At 45.4% G+C, this 16,614-nt stretch carries 13 protein-coding genes; 5 read left to right on the forward strand and 8 right to left on the reverse strand.

Annotated elements, in window-relative coordinates; all coding sequences use genetic code 11:
* Position 1: 1 nt before the first annotated feature.
* The 4 genes from B5F91_RS12690 (at position 2) to B5F91_RS12705 (ending at position 8,194) form a co-directional block, all read left to right on the forward strand.
* Complete coding sequence (locus B5F91_RS12690; RefSeq protein ID WP_239416437.1) at positions 2-3,100, forward strand: glycoside hydrolase family 2 TIM barrel-domain containing protein; 3,099 nt, start codon at positions 2-4, stop codon at positions 3,098-3,100.
* 269 nt (positions 3,101-3,369) lie between these two features.
* Entirely contained in the window at positions 3,370-6,573 is a 3,204-nt protein-coding gene (locus tag B5F91_RS12695; RefSeq protein ID WP_087429440.1) for a carboxypeptidase regulatory-like domain-containing protein, read from the forward strand.
* A gap of 132 nt (positions 6,574-6,705) precedes the next feature.
* On the forward strand, positions 6,706-7,461 hold the full coding sequence (locus B5F91_RS12700; RefSeq protein WP_087429441.1) for a glycerophosphodiester phosphodiesterase family protein: 756 nt from the start codon (positions 6,706-6,708) through the stop codon (positions 7,459-7,461).
* Between the two features lie 79 nt (positions 7,462-7,540).
* Positions 7,541-8,194: a hypothetical protein gene (locus tag B5F91_RS12705; protein WP_087429442.1), complete on the forward strand. Its 654-nt coding sequence runs from the start codon at positions 7,541-7,543 to the stop codon at positions 8,192-8,194.
* A 229-nt stretch (positions 8,195-8,423) separates the two neighbouring features.
* On the opposite strand, the gene B5F91_RS12710 is transcribed toward B5F91_RS12705, so the two are convergent.
* Both B5F91_RS12710 and B5F91_RS12715 read right to left on the reverse strand, forming a co-directional pair.
* Positions 8,424-8,936, reverse strand: a complete 513-nt coding sequence (locus B5F91_RS12710; protein ID WP_087429443.1) for an RNA polymerase sigma factor — start codon at positions 8,934-8,936, stop codon at positions 8,424-8,426.
* A gap of 46 nt (positions 8,937-8,982) precedes the next feature.
* Positions 8,983-9,174, reverse strand: a complete 192-nt coding sequence (locus B5F91_RS12715) for a hypothetical protein (protein ID WP_087429444.1) — start codon at positions 9,172-9,174, stop codon at positions 8,983-8,985.
* Positions 9,175-9,734: 560 nt separating this feature from the next.
* Here B5F91_RS12715 and pyrH point away from each other — a divergent pair.
* Positions 9,735-10,445 carry a UMP kinase gene (pyrH, locus tag B5F91_RS12720; RefSeq protein WP_087429445.1) on the forward strand — a complete coding sequence of 237 codons (711 nt, stop codon included), beginning with the start codon at positions 9,735-9,737 and terminating at the stop codon, positions 10,443-10,445.
* Between the two features lie 122 nt (positions 10,446-10,567).
* Here pyrH and B5F91_RS12725 read toward each other — a convergent pair whose 3' ends face one another.
* From B5F91_RS12725 to B5F91_RS12750, 6 genes are all read right to left on the reverse strand, one after another.
* Entirely contained in the window at positions 10,568-11,080 is a 513-nt protein-coding gene (locus B5F91_RS12725; protein ID WP_087429446.1) for a histidine phosphatase family protein, read from the reverse strand.
* A 101-nt stretch (positions 11,081-11,181) separates the two neighbouring features.
* A complete protein-coding gene (ettA, locus tag B5F91_RS12730; RefSeq protein WP_087429447.1) occupies positions 11,182-12,870 on the reverse strand; it encodes an energy-dependent translational throttle protein EttA in 1,689 nt (562 codons plus the stop codon).
* Between the two features lie 14 nt (positions 12,871-12,884).
* A complete protein-coding gene (locus B5F91_RS12735) occupies positions 12,885-14,009 on the reverse strand; it encodes an MFS transporter (protein WP_087429448.1) in 1,125 nt (374 codons plus the stop codon).
* Between the two features lie 122 nt (positions 14,010-14,131).
* On the reverse strand, positions 14,132-14,953 hold the full coding sequence (gene panB, locus B5F91_RS12740; RefSeq protein WP_087429449.1) for a 3-methyl-2-oxobutanoate hydroxymethyltransferase: 822 nt from the start codon (positions 14,951-14,953) through the stop codon (positions 14,132-14,134).
* Between the two features lie 170 nt (positions 14,954-15,123).
* Positions 15,124-15,774, reverse strand: a complete 651-nt coding sequence (locus tag B5F91_RS12745) for an HAD family phosphatase (protein WP_087429450.1) — start codon at positions 15,772-15,774, stop codon at positions 15,124-15,126.
* 670 nt (positions 15,775-16,444) lie between these two features.
* A partial coding sequence (locus B5F91_RS12750; protein WP_144025122.1) for a transposase occupies positions 16,445-16,614 on the reverse strand: 170 nt, incomplete at its 5' end.

Genomic DNA, 16,614 nt, shown 5'->3' on the forward strand with positions numbered 1-16,614 from the left:
TATGATGAAATCTGCACTATTACTTTGTATAGGATTAGCAGCTACCTTACCATCCTATACACAAGAGAAAAAAACTTATTGGATTGACCCGGAGACAAACAGGGTAAACTGTGAGGAACCCCGAAGCGCATTCTTCGCATACGAAACGGCAGACTTAGCGCACACCGGAATGAAAGAAAAATCAGAACGTTACCTGTCATTGGAAGGTAAATGGAAATTCAACTTTGCAGCCAATCACAACGAAGCTCCTCAAAACTTCTACAAACTCAATTATGACGATTCCGTATGGGATGAATTCCCCGTCCCCGGACTGTTTGAACTAAACGGATACGGTGATGCTGTATATGTAAGTGATGGATACGCTTGGAAAAACCAATTCAAAAACAATCCCCCTTATATTGAAGAAAAAAACAATTATACCGGTTCGTACCGAAAACATATTACGATTCCTGCCAACTGGGAAGGCATGAAAATCCTGCTTCATGTAGGATCTGCCACTTCAAACCTGACTGTCTATGTGAATGGCAAATTCGTCGGGTATACCGAAGACAGCAAACTGCCGGGTGAATTTGACTTGACTCCTTATCTTATTCCAGGCAAAAACAATCTGATAGCCATGCAAGTAATGAGATGGTGCGACGGTTCATACTTGGAAGACCAAGACTTTTGGCGTTTCACAGGAATCGCTCGTGAAGTGTACTTATATGCACGCCCCCAATCGCACATAGAAGACATCCGCATCACTCAAGATTTGACAAATGAATACCAGGAGGGAGTGTTGAAAGTTAACCTGAACCTATCAGCATGCAAAGGGAAAAAAGCCAATCTCACGCTGACAGACAAAGCAGGAAATACAATTGCTGAAAAAAAACTGACCATAGGAAAAGACAATAAAGCAGAAACAACGTTCACCATTTCCAATCCGCTGAAATGGACAGCAGAGACGCCTAATCTTTACCGATTAAACATAAATCTAACCGATGAAACACAAATCATAGAGTCAATCAACCAATATGTAGGATTTCGAAAAGTGGAAATAAAAAACGCACAATTATTGGTCAACGGCAAGCCCGTCTTAATAAAAGGAGTGAACCGGCATGAAATGGATCCACTAAACGGATATATTATTACAAAAGAAAGGATGCTGCAAGACATCCAGATTATGAAAGAGTTGAACATCAACGCTGTACATACCAGCCATTATCCCAACGATCCATACTGGTATGAACTATGTGACAAATATGGACTGTACGTAGTAGCAGAAGCGAATGTCGAAAGCCACGGCATCGTGCTGCAAGGAGGAAATTTGGCAAAAAATCCCGCTTACACAAAAGCACACATCGAACGGAATAAAAACAACGTGATGACTTATAAGAATCATCCGTCAATCATCATTTGGAGTATAGGCAATGAAGCTGGAGAAGGAATTAGTACGGAGAAATCATACGAATTCGTAAAGACATACGACCCCACCCGCCCTTGCCAATATGAACCTGCACGCCAACAAGGGAAAACCGACATTTTCTGCCCGATGTATTACGACTATAAAGGATGTGAAGAATATGTGAAGAGCAACAATCCTCGTCCTTTGATACAATGTGAATATGCCCATGCCAACGGCAATTCGATGGGAGGATTCAAGGAGTATTGGGAACTGGTACGGAAATATCCTAATTATCAAGGAGGATTCATTTGGGATTTCGTTGACCAAGCACTTCGAATAAAGAATCATAAAGGAAAAGAAATCTATGCATACGGAGGCGATTTCGGACGTTATACTCCCAGTAGCCATAACAGCAACAGTGACGGTATCGTAAATCCCGACCGGAAACTGAATCCAGATGCCAATGAAGTACGTTACTTTTACCAAGACATTTGGGCATCGCCCGTAAACCTAAAACAAGGAGAAATCGAAGTCTTCAACGAATATTTCTTCCGGACATTAGACCATGTGGGATTGGTATGGACACTAAAACAAGAAGGAACAATCATTGCATCGGGATGGGAAGAACTGAACATACAACCTCAAGAAAGAAAATTCATACGATTGAAAGGATTCAAAATGCCGCAAGACAAGCACAAAGAATACGTGTTAAACCTCGACTTTGTGCTGAAACAAGCGGAACCTTTACTGGACGCAGGCTTCGCCATTGCCCAAGAACAATTCATCATAAACGAATACGAATATCCGAAAGCTGAAAATCTTATACAAAAAACCAACGTCATCTGTGACAGTTCTTTTGTTTATCTGAAAGTAAAAGCAGGCAACACATCAGTCACCTTCAACAAACATACCGGCTGGATTGATTATCTCGATATCGACGGAAAACCAATGCTTGAAGAAGGATATGCCATCCGTCCCGACTTTTGGAGAGCACCTACCGATAAAGATTACGGTGCCGGCTACCCGAAAACGTCACGCGTATGGCACAATCCAATTATGGAACTGCTACAATTCAAATATCAGGAAACCGAAAACGGAGCGAAAATTACAGCCGAATATAAGTTACCCGAAGCAGAAGCCAACCTGATAATGACTTATATCTTGACTTCGGAAGGAAAACTGATAATAGACGAAGCGATGACCGTCAATCCTGAAGCCAAACTCAAACCACAATTAAGACGTTTTGGCATGCAATTGATAATGCCAAAAGCTTTCTGCAACATCCGTTTTTACGGGAAAGGACCGGGTGAAAACTACATTGACCGGAACTCAGGTAACCGACTGGATGTATACACCCAACGAGTAGCTGAACAATATTGGGAATACATCCGTCCGCAGGAAAGCGGAAACAAGACAGAAATCCGTTATTGGGAAATGCAAGACGAAAACGGAAAAGGTTTACGTCTGTATGCCACGACACCCATGGAATGCAGTGCATTGAACTTCTTAGACAAAGACTTGGATGACGGCATAAACAAATTCGATTATCGCTCACATTCCGGAGAACTGATACCACGAGAGTTCTGTGTAGTTAAGATAGCCTTGCGGCAAGCTGGATTGGGCTGTGTCAATAGCTGGGGAGCCAAACCGTTGGAAAAATACCAAATGCCTTACGGAGACTACCGTTTTACATTCGTTATCCAGCCCTTATGTTAAATATAATATGTAACTTGAAGGAGTTAGAAATCGATGTCGCTATGGTACAGGTTTCTGACTCCTTTTAACAACTTCTATCTAACTGCTACTTGCAGATTTATATAACCGCACAGACATAAACACAAGCGAATGCATTGCCAAACAAAATACACTTCTATCCGTAACATCCCCGTAACACAAACTACACCGTTTCTTTATACATCGGTCACGGCGATGTAATATGCTTGCTTTACTTTTGTTGCATCAAATTAACAAACACTTAACTAAAAATGATGACAACAAAAACCAAGCAAGCGTTATTGCTTCTTTGTATCCTGCTCATCCTACCAGGATACTTGTTTGCCCAAGATGACCGTGCTGTTATCACGGGTATCGTGACCGATGAGACTAATTTAGGTGTTATCGGCGCCACTGTGCAAGTGAAAAACGAATCTACTGGTTTTACTACCGGATCTATTACGAACGAAAACGGAGAATACACCCTCAAACAGCTCCCGCTGGGCGGACCGTATTCTATCAAGGTTTCTTACATCGGCTATGGCGACCAGACCAAGAGCGGATATACCCTGAACCAAGGCGACCAAGTGCGTGTGGACTTCCAGATGAAAGAAGAATCCATCACGATAGAAGCCGTAGAAGTAGTTGCCAACTCCTTAAAGAATACCATTGCCACAACCGGCTCGGCTACTTCGGTGACCGAACAGGACTTGGAGAAGCTTCCGGTGAACGGACGTAACTTCACCTCATTAGTCGACCTCTCGCCGCTCAGCACCGGGTCGAGCCTTTCGGGCCAGCTGGCGTCTTCTACCAACTATACCATCGATGGCATGACGGCCAAGAACCCTACTTCGGGAGGAAGTACGACAAGCCGCAACGGAGTGCCTTACGCCATCTCAATGGAAGCCATTCGCGAATTCAAAGTGGTAACCAACCAATACGATGTAACCAACGGACGTGCCGGAGGAGGTACGGTGAGCACCGTAACCAAGTCGGGTACCAACACCTTGACAGGTAGTGCTTTTGTGTACGGACGTGCCAATTGGCTATCCAGCCCATACGACATCCGTGGAAACAAACGCGATAACGACTTCTCCACGTATCAGTTCGGAGCCTCATTGGGTGGCGCCATCGTAAAAGACCGCGCACATTTCTTCATCACGTGGGATCATCAAGCAGACTCTCGTCCACTCTACATCGCCGACATCCATAATGCAACTGATGAACAACGATACAGCCTGAGCACGGACACGCGCGACCGTTTCCTGCAAATCGCACGTGACAAATACGGTGTGGCAAACACACCACAATTCGGGGCATTCGACAAGAAACAAAGCACGGATGCTGTATTTGCCCGCGTAGACTGGCAAATCAATGCCACCAACCTCCTGACTTTCACTGATAACTTTGTGAACGACATGAACAATCAGGGATTGAGTGACAACACCAGCATCACAATGTATGAATCGTATGGAAACGTACATTCGTTAAACAACAGTGCTCTGGCCACCCTGCGTTCGGTAGTAGGTCCGAGAGGCACGAACGAACTGAAAGTGCAACACCTTTATACATTAGAGAAATCGATGCCGGGCGATGAACTGCCATCCGCCAACATTCCACGTGCAATCGTACAGAACGTAGCTTCTACCGTAAACGGCAAAACCGTACATACAGATATTCAGTTAGGCGGCCAGCGTTATTGTCCCGAAAACTTCTACAACCACGTGCTTCAATTGGTAGACAATTTCTACTACAACACAAAACGCATCAATTATACTTTCGGTGTAGATCTGATGTACACCCACATGAACTCACGCTACGGAAGCGAAACCAACGGACGCTTCTACTTCAACGGGATAGACGCATTCGAGAGCTTGACTCCTTCGCGTTATGTACGCGAACTCTATCTGACGGATAACGACCGGGTAATGCAAAACATCATGAATGCAGGCGTTTACGCTCAATTGCAAACCAAACCGTTCCCCGGATTCGAAATCATCGCCGGACTCCGCTTGGATAACGCCACCTATTTCAATAAAGGAACGTTCAACCAGACCGTTTACGATGAATTGGGATTGCGTACCGATAATGGGCTTTCTACATTCCAAGTGCAGCCCCGTTTGCAAATCACGTGGGATATTAACGACAAACACCGAGATATCATCCGCTTGGGCGGAGGTATCTTTGCCTCGGATATCAATAACTATGCGATGATCAACAACATGGTATTTGACGGGACACGTACCGCTTCTATAGATGTTGAGTTAGATCCTAGAGACAAGAACTATAATGAACTGCTAAACCTGCTCCGCCCCGATTTTCCTGCTTATCGTCAAGACCCTTCTAAAGCACCGGGAGCAGAACTGTTTAATAACCCTAACATCGAAAAGCTCTCTACCATCAACTTGAACGGGGCAGATTGTAAAGTGCCGGTTATCTATAAAGCGAATGTCTCGTACACCCACTTCTTCAACGACCGTCTGAAAGTGACCGTAGGAGGATATATGACCTTAGGACGTAATAACTACATGTATGTAGACCGCAATATGGTAGACGAGCCTTATTTCCGCCTTACCGCCGAAGGCAACCGTGGCGTTTACGTACCAGCTGAAAGCATTGATCCGACCGATGGAGAACTGCATTGGGCAAACGGACGTAAGACCAACAAGGTAGGTCGTGTGCTCGAAATGGTGAGCGAAGGAAAAGTCAACCAGTTTGCTTTCGTGGTAGAAGGAACCTGGAGATACTTCAAGGATGGTCAGCTTTCGGTAAGCTATACTTGGAACGATACGAAAGACAACACTTCGTATAACGGAAATGTAGCCAACTCGGCGACTCTCTCGCAAATGGTAGTGGATGACCCGCGTGACTTAAGCAAGATGACTTACTCGAATAACCAGTTCCGCCATAAAGTGGTGGTTTATGGTACGGCTCCTACCTTCTGGGGAATCAGCATCGGCGCACGCTTCTCGGGCATCGGCGGAACCAGATACTCGCTGGCTGTAGGCGGAAACCTGAACGGTGACTTTGTTAATTCCAATGATTTGGCTTATATTTACGACCCGAATGATCCCGCTACTCCTGAATACCTACGCGAAGGAATCAATGATATCCTGAACAATCCCGAAGTGGAACAGAGCACGAAAGATTACATCCGCAAGAGTTTCGGTAAAGTGGCAGAACGCAACGGTGGCGTAAACGGATTCTACGGTACACTTGACTTGCGTCTGGCTAAGAAATTCAACCTGTACAAGAAACATAGCCTGGAATTGTCGGTCGACATCTTCAACGTGGCAAACCTGTTGAACAAAGACTGGGGAGCAGGACATACCTTGGGCAAGCAGAACATCTACACCATCAAAAGCTTTGACCAAGACAAAAAACAATTCGTCTACAACGTGAATCCGAACACCGGCGTATCAAGTCTCAACGGAACTCCGTATCAGTTCCAAATCGGCTTGCGCTACGCGTTTTGATTTTTTAAAATTAACAAGGTACCAGTTGACAAGGTGACAAGGTTCTGAATACTCAAGACTATCTAAAGCCTCGTCAACTGAAACCTTGTCAACTGACACCTCGTCACCTAACAAAAAAACAATAAAACGAATATGAAAACAAGAAAATTTTTCCTCACTTGCGCCTGCGTACTTTTCGCATGGACAGCACAAGCACAAACACAAGTCATCGCACACCGCGGATTCTGGAAAGCAGAAGGCTCTGCACAAAATTCCATCACAGCACTGAAAAAAGCAGCCGAAGCCCAAGTGTACGGCTCTGAATTCGATGTACAACTGACCAAAGACGGTATAGTGGTAGTAAACCACGATGACACCATCGCCGGCATGACCATTGCCGAAACCGAATACGAAAAGCTGAAAGACCTGAAACTGAAAAACGGCGAAACCCTTCCTACTTTGGAAGACTATCTGAAAGTCGGAAAGCAATTGCCCGACATCCAGCTTATCCTTGAAATCAAGCCTCACAAGACCAAGGAACTGGAAGACCAAGCCGCTTCCGCTTGCGTGAAATTAGTAAAGGAATACGGGCTGGAGAAACAGGTGGAATATATTTCATTCAGCATGAACATTTGCGAACAGCTTGCCAAACTGACTCCGGGTTCGGAAATCGCTTACCTAAAAAGTGACATTGCCCCCAAAGAGGTCAAGGCAAAAGGGCTGACCGGCATCGACTATTATTATAAAGTGTTCGACAAACATCCTGAATGGGTGAAAGAAGCGCACGACCTGGGCATGAAAGTCAACGCATGGACGGTAAACCAAAACGAAGACATGCAGAAGCTGGTCAAGCTGGGCGTGGACTACATCACCACCGACCAACCACTGGAAGCGAAAGAACTTCTGTAACAGGATTATCACACATGGGAAATAGGGATGTAACACAACATCCCTATTTTTGTAGCATCAAACAAAAAGGAGGAAAGATATGAAAACGACATGGATTAAAAGTACGGTTTTAGGCTTAGCCTGCCTGGCTTTCACGGCAAACGCATCCGCAGAAGACAGTAACAAAGGAAACAATGCATCGAACGAGGCAAACACGGTAAAAGTACTAATCGTAGGATTGGAAGACAATGTCAGTTCGAACTACTTCCCTGCTCCGATGATTACTGAAGAAACAGGTATTCCGGAAGACAGCATCGGCGAAACATACAACCGCATCATCACTGACAATATCATCTCGGGAAACAAGAACAAGAACTATACCTTCGTTTCGTCGGAAGACCTTCCCGAAATAAACACGTTAGTAGACGAGGTGAAAGTAAACGGAGAGGATGAAGAGACATACGCCGACCTGAGCCAGGTAAACAAAGAGCAATACAACAAAGTGCTAAACGAAGCGGATGCCGACTACGTGCTCTTCCTCAACAAGCACTACCTGAAATGGCAAGACACCCCGCTACGCACCTTGTTCCACTTCGTCAGCTATTCGCTCTACGACCGCAACCAGCACGAAGTGACCAAAGGGAACAACTACTTCACTTGCATGAACCTGGAAAAGGAAGCCAAGCTAAGTAAAGCCAGCCGCAAAAGTTCATCGAAAATCGCATCTGAAATCATCAAAAGCATCGATAAATAAGCACTGACTAATAAATAAAAACGGATTCTCTCTTTCGGACGTCGCCGCATGCCAGAAATGCCGCGGCGTTTTTTTCGCACCTACCGATTTATTTCCTATGCTTACTTAAAAACGTATCAATCCGGAAGAATGGACGTAATGGTACGGGATGTAATATAACTGTGTAGACAGTACGATTACTAATCGTCATCAAGAAGCAGTTATATGCCTACGCATAAGCAGATAGACCCTATTCCGGATTCATCCTGTCATCTAACCATTTCTTCAAGAGTTTCTTTCCTAAGAAAATACGGCTTTTAATGGTATTAATGGAAACATCGGCTTTATCCGCAATTTCCCGATACTTGAAACCGCTCAGATACATCAAGATGGGCAAACGATAAATCTCAGGCAACCCGTTTATCAGCCTTTTCAAATCCATGCTGTCATACTGGTCTTCTACCATCCACTCTTCGCACTCCTCCGCCCTACTCGACAAATCAATATCCGCAGGCAACTCACTCTTCATCGGCCGCTTGCTTTTCGCCCGATAATCATTAATGAAAATATGGCGCATGATGGTATATACCCACCCATTGAAATTCATGTCGTTGTGATACAATTCCCTATTGACCAATGCTTTCAACATGGTTTCCTGCACAAGGTCATCCGTTTCTTCCTCACTTCCCGTCAGCCGGTAAGCCAAAAAACGAAGCACATCACGTATGGAAAGCAATTTCTGTTCAAATTCAAATGTATCCATATTCTAATCCTACTGAAATATTGTCACTTAATCCGACATTATATTACTATTTACCCTTACTTTCCTGAAATAGTGTCATCAATATTTCAAGTTCTTTCTCCATTTGTTCTAATTTAGACAAAATCAAATCCCATGAGCTTTGATGCAAATACGACTTCATCCGGTCTATTTCTTCCAGCATATCAGAAATATTCTGCCGGAAATCAGCATCCAAATGAAACTTATCCTCAGCATTCATTGCCGTAAACTTTAAATAAAAGGAGAAACAATGGCACATAATTTGCAGAAGAACCTGCGATAAAAAGAACAATGTACAAACGGACACAAAAACGAATCCATTCGAAGAGAAGGGTTATACCCTATCGGTTTTAAAGGTTTCATAAAATAAGTGGCACAACCCCGCCCCGGAAGTTGTTTTAAGTCTAATTTATAAGATTAAGCGTGGGGAACTTTGGTATTATTTGTTCAGAAGTATCCCCATACTCGACAACTCAATAATACACAAAGCCCCACGCTATATATTGTATATATATAAGAAATGCCATCCGTCTCAATGGCAAATACAGATACAATAGGCGGAGCGCATCGTATTACCTCGGGTTGTCTTTGTGAAATTGGGGATTTCCTGAACTCGGATAATGTCAAAACGCTTAATAAGAACCTTCCTTCACTTTAGAAAGGTGACGCAAATATAAGAAAATTCACTTCATCCCCTATCATTCCGCCCGTTATTTTTTATTATCTATCGATTTATTTTTACCTTTGCCCAGAAAACATGCAACTAAAAGATTCAGAAATATGGCAAAGTTTAAACGCATTCTGTTAAAATTAAGCGGCGAAAGCCTGATGGGAGAAAAGAAATACGGTATCGACGAAAAACGGTTGGGAGAATATGCCCAGCAAATTAAGGAGATACACGACATGGGCGTGCAAATCGGCATCGTCATCGGAGGAGGAAATATCTTCCGCGGACTGAGCGGTGCAGGAAAAGGATTCGACCGGGTGAAAGGAGACCAAATGGGTATGCTCGCTACGGTCATCAATAGCTTGGGATTAAGCTCGGCACTGGTTGCTAATGGCGTGAAAGCCCGTGTGCTCACGGCTATCCGCATGGAACCAATCGGCGAATTTTATACGAAATGGAAAGCCATCGAGGCAATGGAAAACGGCGAAGTGGTCATCATGTCTGCTGGTACAGGCAATCCTTTCTTCACCACCGATACCGGTTCCTCTTTGCGAGGCATCGAAATCGAGGCTGATGTGATGCTGAAAGGCACACGCGTAGACGGCATCTATACCGCCGACCCGGAGAAAGACCCGACCGCTACCAAGTTCGACGACATCACTTACGATGAAGTATTGGCACGGGGACTGAAGGTGATGGACCTGACCGCCACCTGCATGTGCAAGGAAAACAACCTGCCCATCATCGTATTCGACATGGACACGGTAGGCAACCTGAAAAAAGTAATTGCAGGCGAAAATATCGGTACACTTGTGCATAATTAAGTTTGTGAGTTTTATATTTATAAACACAGAGACACAAAGGCACAGAGCTCTTTATCTTCCTGATATACAAAATATTTTCTCCGTGACTTTGTGTCTCTGTGTTCATATTTTCTTTCCGCTTATTACAGCCTCAGCACTTCCACCGATGCGTTCTTCATCAACGGGATTTCTTTCAAACGGCTCAACGGAATGCCTTTTGCCTGAGCTATGATATTACGGTTTATCTGACCATGAGCCACTACCAATACCGACTTATCCGCATAATGCGCACGAAGGTACTCGATACACCGCCCTGCCCGTGCATATAACATTTCGGGAGTCTCTGCATCAATCGGTAAACGGGAACGGTCTACACTATGGATGAATAGCCCGGTCCAACTTCCCCAATCTATCTCACGGAACAAGGCGTTCTTTTCCCACGGCAAGTCCCGATTGCCTACCGCAAGCCGCACCGTATCAACCACCCGTTGCAAATCGCTGCTTACGATAGCATCTAATGCTATATCTTTCAGGCTTTCACCCAATACCACCGCTTGCCGCTTTCCTTCTTCCGTAAGATGTCCGGGCAAATGTCCCTGGAATATCCGGCTCAAGTTCTCTTCTGTCTGCCCATGGCGGGCAAGAAAAACGTTCATTAGTTAATAGTTAATAATTAATAGTTAATAGTTGATAGCTAATAGCGAATATAACTCTTTGTTATTCACTATTAACTATCAACTATTAATTATTCACTAAATCAGTCTTCCATCAGCTTGCGGTAACGCACGCGCTTCGGCTCTACGTTGCCCATCCGCTTCATCTTGTTCTCTTCGTATTCGGTGTACGAACCCTCGAAGAAGAATACTTCGCTATTTCCTTCGAACGCAAGGATGTGGGTACAAATACGGTCGAGGAACCAACGGTCGTGGCTGATGACTACGGCACATCCGGCGAAATCTTCCAAACCTTCTTCCAAGGCACGCAGGGTGTTCACGTCAATATCATTGGTCGGCTCGTCCAGTAACAATACGTTTCCTTCTTCTTTCAATGCCATAGCTAAATGCAGGCGGTTGCGCTCACCTCCCGAAAGCTTTCCGCACAATTTTTCCTGGTCGGAGCCTGAGAAATTGAAACGGCTCAAGTAAGCACGGGCATTCACGTCACGATTCCCCATTCGGAGCAATTCGTTTCCTCCGCTCACCACCTGATAAACCGTCTTATTAGGGTCAATGTCCTTATGCTGCTGGTCTACGTAGGCTATCTTTACGGTTTCTCCTACCTCAAAGTCACCTTTATCGGGTTGCTCTATGCCCATAATCAGGCGGAACAAGGTAGTCTTTCCGGCACCGTTCGGACCGATTACGCCCACAATGCCGTTAGGCGGAAGCATGAAGTTGAGGTCATCGAAGAGCAATTTATCACCGTATGCCTTTGCCACGTGCTTGGCTTCGATGACCTTATTGCCGAGGCGCGGACCGTTCGGGATGAAGATTTCCAACTTTTCTTCCTTCTCCTTGACATCCTCATTCAATAACTTATCATACGAGTTCAAACGAGCCTTTCCTTTCGCCTGACGAGCTTTTGGCGCCATACGCACCCATTCCAACTCGCGCTCTAAAGTCTTGCGGCGTTTGCTTGCCACCTTCTCTTCCATCTCCATTCGCTTAGTCTTCTGCTCCAGCCAGCTCGAATAGTTTCCTTTCCAAGGAATGCCTTCACCACGGTCCAATTCAAGAATCCATCCGGCTACATGGTCGAGGAAATAACGGTCGTGGGTTACGGCGATTACCGTACCTTCGTATTGTTGCAAGTGCTGCTCCAGCCAATCAATGCTTTCGGCATCCAAATGGTTAGTAGGCTCGTCCAGCAACAAGATGTCAGGCTTCTGAAGCAACAAACGGCACAAAGCCACACGGCGGCGTTCGCCTCCCGACAAATGCTTTACCGGCTGGTCTTCGGGCGGACAACGCAAAGCGTCCATCGCACGCTCTAATTTGCTGTCCAAGTTCCATGCGTCCGTAGCGTCTATAATGTCTTGCAGTTCTGCCTGACGAGCGAACAATGCATCCATTTTTTCCGGGTCTTCATAGTATTCGGGCAATCCGAACTTCTGATTGATTTCCTCGTATTCCGCCAATGCGTCTACCGTGGCTTGCACGCCCTCCATTACGACTTCTTTCACCGTCTTGGTATCGTCCAAATAAGGTTCCTGCGCCAAGTAACCAACCGAATAGCCCGGCGAGAACACCACTTCGCCCTGATAGCTCTTGTCCAGCCCGGCGATGATTTTCAGCAACGTAGATTTACCGGCACCATTCAAACCGATGATACCGATTTTCGCTCCATAAAAAAAGGATAGGTAGATGTCTTTCAATACCTGTTTGTTGTTTTGGAAGGATTTGCTCACTCCCACCATCGAAAAGATAATCTTTTTATCGTCTGCCATATTCTTTTATGTTTTTAATGTTTCTGATAATGTCTCTTGAAATAACGATTGGTAAATGCCAGATACAGCAAAAGCCCTGCCACGGTTATCAGTGATTCGGTCAAGAACAAATCCCCGCCTTGCGCCTGCAAATATACGCCTAACAGTATGCCGCATGCCAATGCCAGCTCCCACGACAAGCGGTAGGTATGATACCCCGTCCCCCGCTCGCAATGCAACGGAAGCGAAATCATCAGCTGAAGGAACTGACCGATGGAAAAGCCGGTACCTAAACCAATCAAAGCACCGCTTACCCAAAAAGGATAAACACCCACACGGCTATGCAAGACCGCCAATCCGGCAATCAGCAATACCTGCCCGATACCGACCTGAATCCGCCCGTCCACAGAACGCTTCACAATCTCTCTCACCAATAAATAGAGCAGAAAACCAAGCCCCATGCAAAGATAAAAATAAATATCGGAAACCGAAACGAAAATCATGCCTATCACCAACGGCACCGCCATCATATTAACGCCCGGAGGAATGGCACGGAAAAGCAGGAAACGGTCGAACGAGCACAAGGGCAAATCCAACGGGGCACGGAAACAAACCTTCACGCTTCCGATAAGCGCGATAGCCGGAACCAACAACGCAGCCGAATAACTGAACAAAAACTCAAAGCCGCGATGCGGCACACTCGTCAAACCGATAAGGATACCCACTAACATCCCCACAATGCCCGACCAGGTAAAAGCCCGGTTCGCCCTGTCCCGCTGATGACTGGAAGCCACGTCGATAGCCAACGTACTGCCCGTAGACATCAAAGCAATCCCGAACGCTCCTCCCTGCAAGATACGCAAAACAAGGATTTGCCAACTTGACGAAACGCCCGTATAAGCAACCGTCGCCAATCCCAATACAATCATACTCCACACGCACACCCGTTTCCGGCTGAACGTATCGACCAAATAACTGTTGAAAACTCCCGGGACGAACAGGGACAAGCCAAACACCACCGCCATACATGCCGCCTCCACTCCGGTATATCCCCAAACATCCGTCATCCACCGATGCAGGACAGGAAACTGCATGTAAACGGCTGCATGAAAAAACACATTTGCCGCTGCAAGCGAGGTAAAGTTTCTATTCCACAGCATACACCATTCTATAATATAACTAAGCTTAGAAACGCAGATTAACGCGGATTTTCACAGATAATAATTTAATCATTCATTCAATCTGCGTTAATCTGCGAAAATCTGCGTTTCTTCATAATACATCAATATTGTTCCGACTCATTCGGAAAATCACCCGACTTCACATCGGTCACATACTGCCCGATAGCATCGGTCATCACCGCATTCAGGTCGGCATAACGGCGCAAGAACTTCGGACTGAACCCTTTGGTCATACCTAACATATCCGCTACAACCAATACCTGCCCATCAGTAGCCCCTCCGGCACCGATGCCGATAACCGGAATGCGCAACGATTCGGTCACTTGTTTTGCCAATGCAGCCGGAATCTTTTCCAATACCAAGGCAAAGCATCCGGCTTCTTCTAATAGCTTCGCATCGCGCAACAACTTGTCGGCTTCCGCATCGCCCTTCGCACGCACGCCATACGTACCATATTTATTAATCGACTGAGGCATCAAGCCTAAATGTCCCATTACCGGAACGCCTGCCCCGATAATCTTGCCGATAACTTCTATCACCTCTTCTCCGCCTTCCAGTTTCAAGGCGTCAGCCCCCGTCTCCTTCATCATCCGCATCGCATTGCGCACACCGTCGAACGGGTCTGCCTGATAAGATCCGAAAGGCATATCCACCACCACCAAGGCACGATTCACGCCCCGCACCACCGACCGTGCATGATAAATCATCTGGTCTACGGTAATCGGCAACGTAGTGGCATTGCCAGCCATCACATTCGAAGCCGAGTCGCCTACCAAGATAACATCCATTCCGGCTTCGTCCACAATGCGGGCAGTAGTAAAGTCGTATGAAGTCAGCATCGAGATTTTCTCGCCTTTTTCCTTCATTTCCATCAAACGGTGAGTCGTCACTTTCCGTGCGTCACTAACAAGATATCCAGCCATAATCTTTTTCCTTTCTTTATTTAATCTATATCATCAAACGCAGAGACGCAAAAACGCAAAGTTTTTATTTAGAGAAAGCAAAAAGCACAGAGAATAACATCAGGCTCCGCGATTCTGCGTCTCTGCGTTTAATTCAAATACACGCGGCAAAAGTAAGGCTTTTTAACGAATTAAGCAAGCAGGCTTTTCATCTTTTCATATCCGAACGAAGTAAAGTCGGGGATAACCAGCTTGCATTTGTCCCGGATAGCCTCCGCCGGATTGGTCGTGCTTAACCCTACAACCGTCATACCTGCCGCATTGCCTGCTTCCAATCCGTGAAACGAGTCTTCGAATACCACGCAGTTTTCGGGCACCGTATCAAACACTTCCGCACCTAACAAGAAACAATCGGGAGCAGGTTTCGAGCGGGTAAACATCTCTGCCGTAAGAATGCGGTCTACCAACTCTTTCAGTTCAGGATGCACGGCATACACGCTCTGCATCTTCTGCTCGTTCGAGCTGGTCACGATGGCTATCTTCACCCCCTGCGTATGCAATTCACGCATAAAACCAACCACGCCCGGCACATACTCATACTTCATCTGCGCCTCAAACCGGTTTAAAGCCTCCGTGATTTCCTCCTGTTCCTTCTCCATTCCGGCAAAATAGCGGTCGTAAATCTGGCGCAAAGTCTGCCCTTTGATCATCTTGCCGAACTCCTCGTATTCCGGATGGTATTTCTTTCCCACCCCGTTCCAAAAAATGCTATACTGCGATTCGGTATCCATCACCACCCCGTCGAAATCGAAAAGAGCGGCTATCGTCTTAGTTTGGTCCATAAGTCATAAAGTTTTGTTTGCGCCGCAAAGATACGACTTTTAAATTGAAAGTTCTTTAGTTGATACTTCATAGTTTTCTCTCATTTGTCATCCACCACCATTTTCAATTTTCAATTTCCATATTGCAAAGGTACACCATTCTCCTCCGTCCGCCAAAAATCGAGCATCACTATGGTGTGAAAATCTGTTAACAAAGCGGATATTTCGGGATAAATCGTATTCGGCTATTGATTATCAGCTTCTTATATTAGTTGAAAATAAAAAATACCCATGCAGCACCGTAAACTTTCATTTCAATTCTCAATTTCCCATTTTCAATTTCCACCTAACTGTTAACTTTCCCAGTGCCGGTGTCTATGCCATCAGTGTAGGTGTCTACCTCATCAGGAAAACACCTGACCAGTTATTCAGTTTTAACCGCCGAATGTGTCTACTGATTTTAGGAAAAGACACTGACTAACAAAAAAGTTAATTGTTAGTTGTTAGATTTGTTAGACTGTTTGTTTACATACGCATATATATGCCTAAAATATGCCATACAATTGCCTGCGTGAAAACAAATAGTTGCACCGCGCGGGGCAGCCAACAAGAAGTACCCTCACCTTCTAAGCCTCTTATGCCCCGTCCGTCGAATTACTTTTTTAAAACATTTTTAGAAGCTGTTTTGATTTCATTCGATAAATTTGTTAAGCATGATTTGGATGAATGCAAGTTGTACCATAGCTTCCGCAGTTTCAGCAAGGAATTCGTAATCGATGGTCAGCCTTCTGAAGTTTTCCAGCCATGAGAAAGAGCGTTCCACAATCCAACGTTTGGGCAGTACCTGAAATTTGGACGGAC

It is taken from the genome of Bacteroides sp. An322, assembly GCF_002161765.1.
In the GTDB taxonomy this organism is placed as follows: Bacteria; Bacteroidota; Bacteroidia; order Bacteroidales; family Bacteroidaceae; genus Phocaeicola; species Phocaeicola merdavium.

Bases quoted from the DNA above. Each gene is read 5' to 3' on its own strand.
- B5F91_RS12690 (WP_239416437.1), top strand. From the start codon at position 2: ATGATGAAATCTGCACTATTACTTTGTATAGGATTAGCAGCTACCTTA.
- B5F91_RS12695 (WP_087429440.1), top strand. From the start codon at position 3,370: ATGATGACAACAAAAACCAAGCAAGCGTTATTGCTTCTTTGTATCCTG.
- B5F91_RS12700 (WP_087429441.1), top strand. From the start codon at position 6,706: ATGAAAACAAGAAAATTTTTCCTCACTTGCGCCTGCGTACTTTTCGCA.
- B5F91_RS12705 (WP_087429442.1), top strand. From the start codon at position 7,541: ATGAAAACGACATGGATTAAAAGTACGGTTTTAGGCTTAGCCTGCCTG.
- B5F91_RS12710 (WP_087429443.1), bottom strand. From the start codon at position 8,936: ATGGATACATTTGAATTTGAACAGAAATTGCTTTCCATACGTGATGTG.
- B5F91_RS12715 (WP_087429444.1), bottom strand. From the start codon at position 9,174: ATGAATGCTGAGGATAAGTTTCATTTGGATGCTGATTTCCGGCAGAAT.
- pyrH (WP_087429445.1), top strand. From the start codon at position 9,735: ATGGCAAAGTTTAAACGCATTCTGTTAAAATTAAGCGGCGAAAGCCTG.
- B5F91_RS12725 (WP_087429446.1), bottom strand. From the start codon at position 11,080: ATGAACGTTTTTCTTGCCCGCCATGGGCAGACAGAAGAGAACTTGAGC.
- ettA (WP_087429447.1), bottom strand. From the start codon at position 12,870: ATGGCAGACGATAAAAAGATTATCTTTTCGATGGTGGGAGTGAGCAAA.
- B5F91_RS12735 (WP_087429448.1), bottom strand. From the start codon at position 14,009: ATGCTGTGGAATAGAAACTTTACCTCGCTTGCAGCGGCAAATGTGTTT.
- panB (WP_087429449.1), bottom strand. From the start codon at position 14,953: ATGGCTGGATATCTTGTTAGTGACGCACGGAAAGTGACGACTCACCGT.
- B5F91_RS12745 (WP_087429450.1), bottom strand. From the start codon at position 15,774: ATGGACCAAACTAAGACGATAGCCGCTCTTTTCGATTTCGACGGGGTG.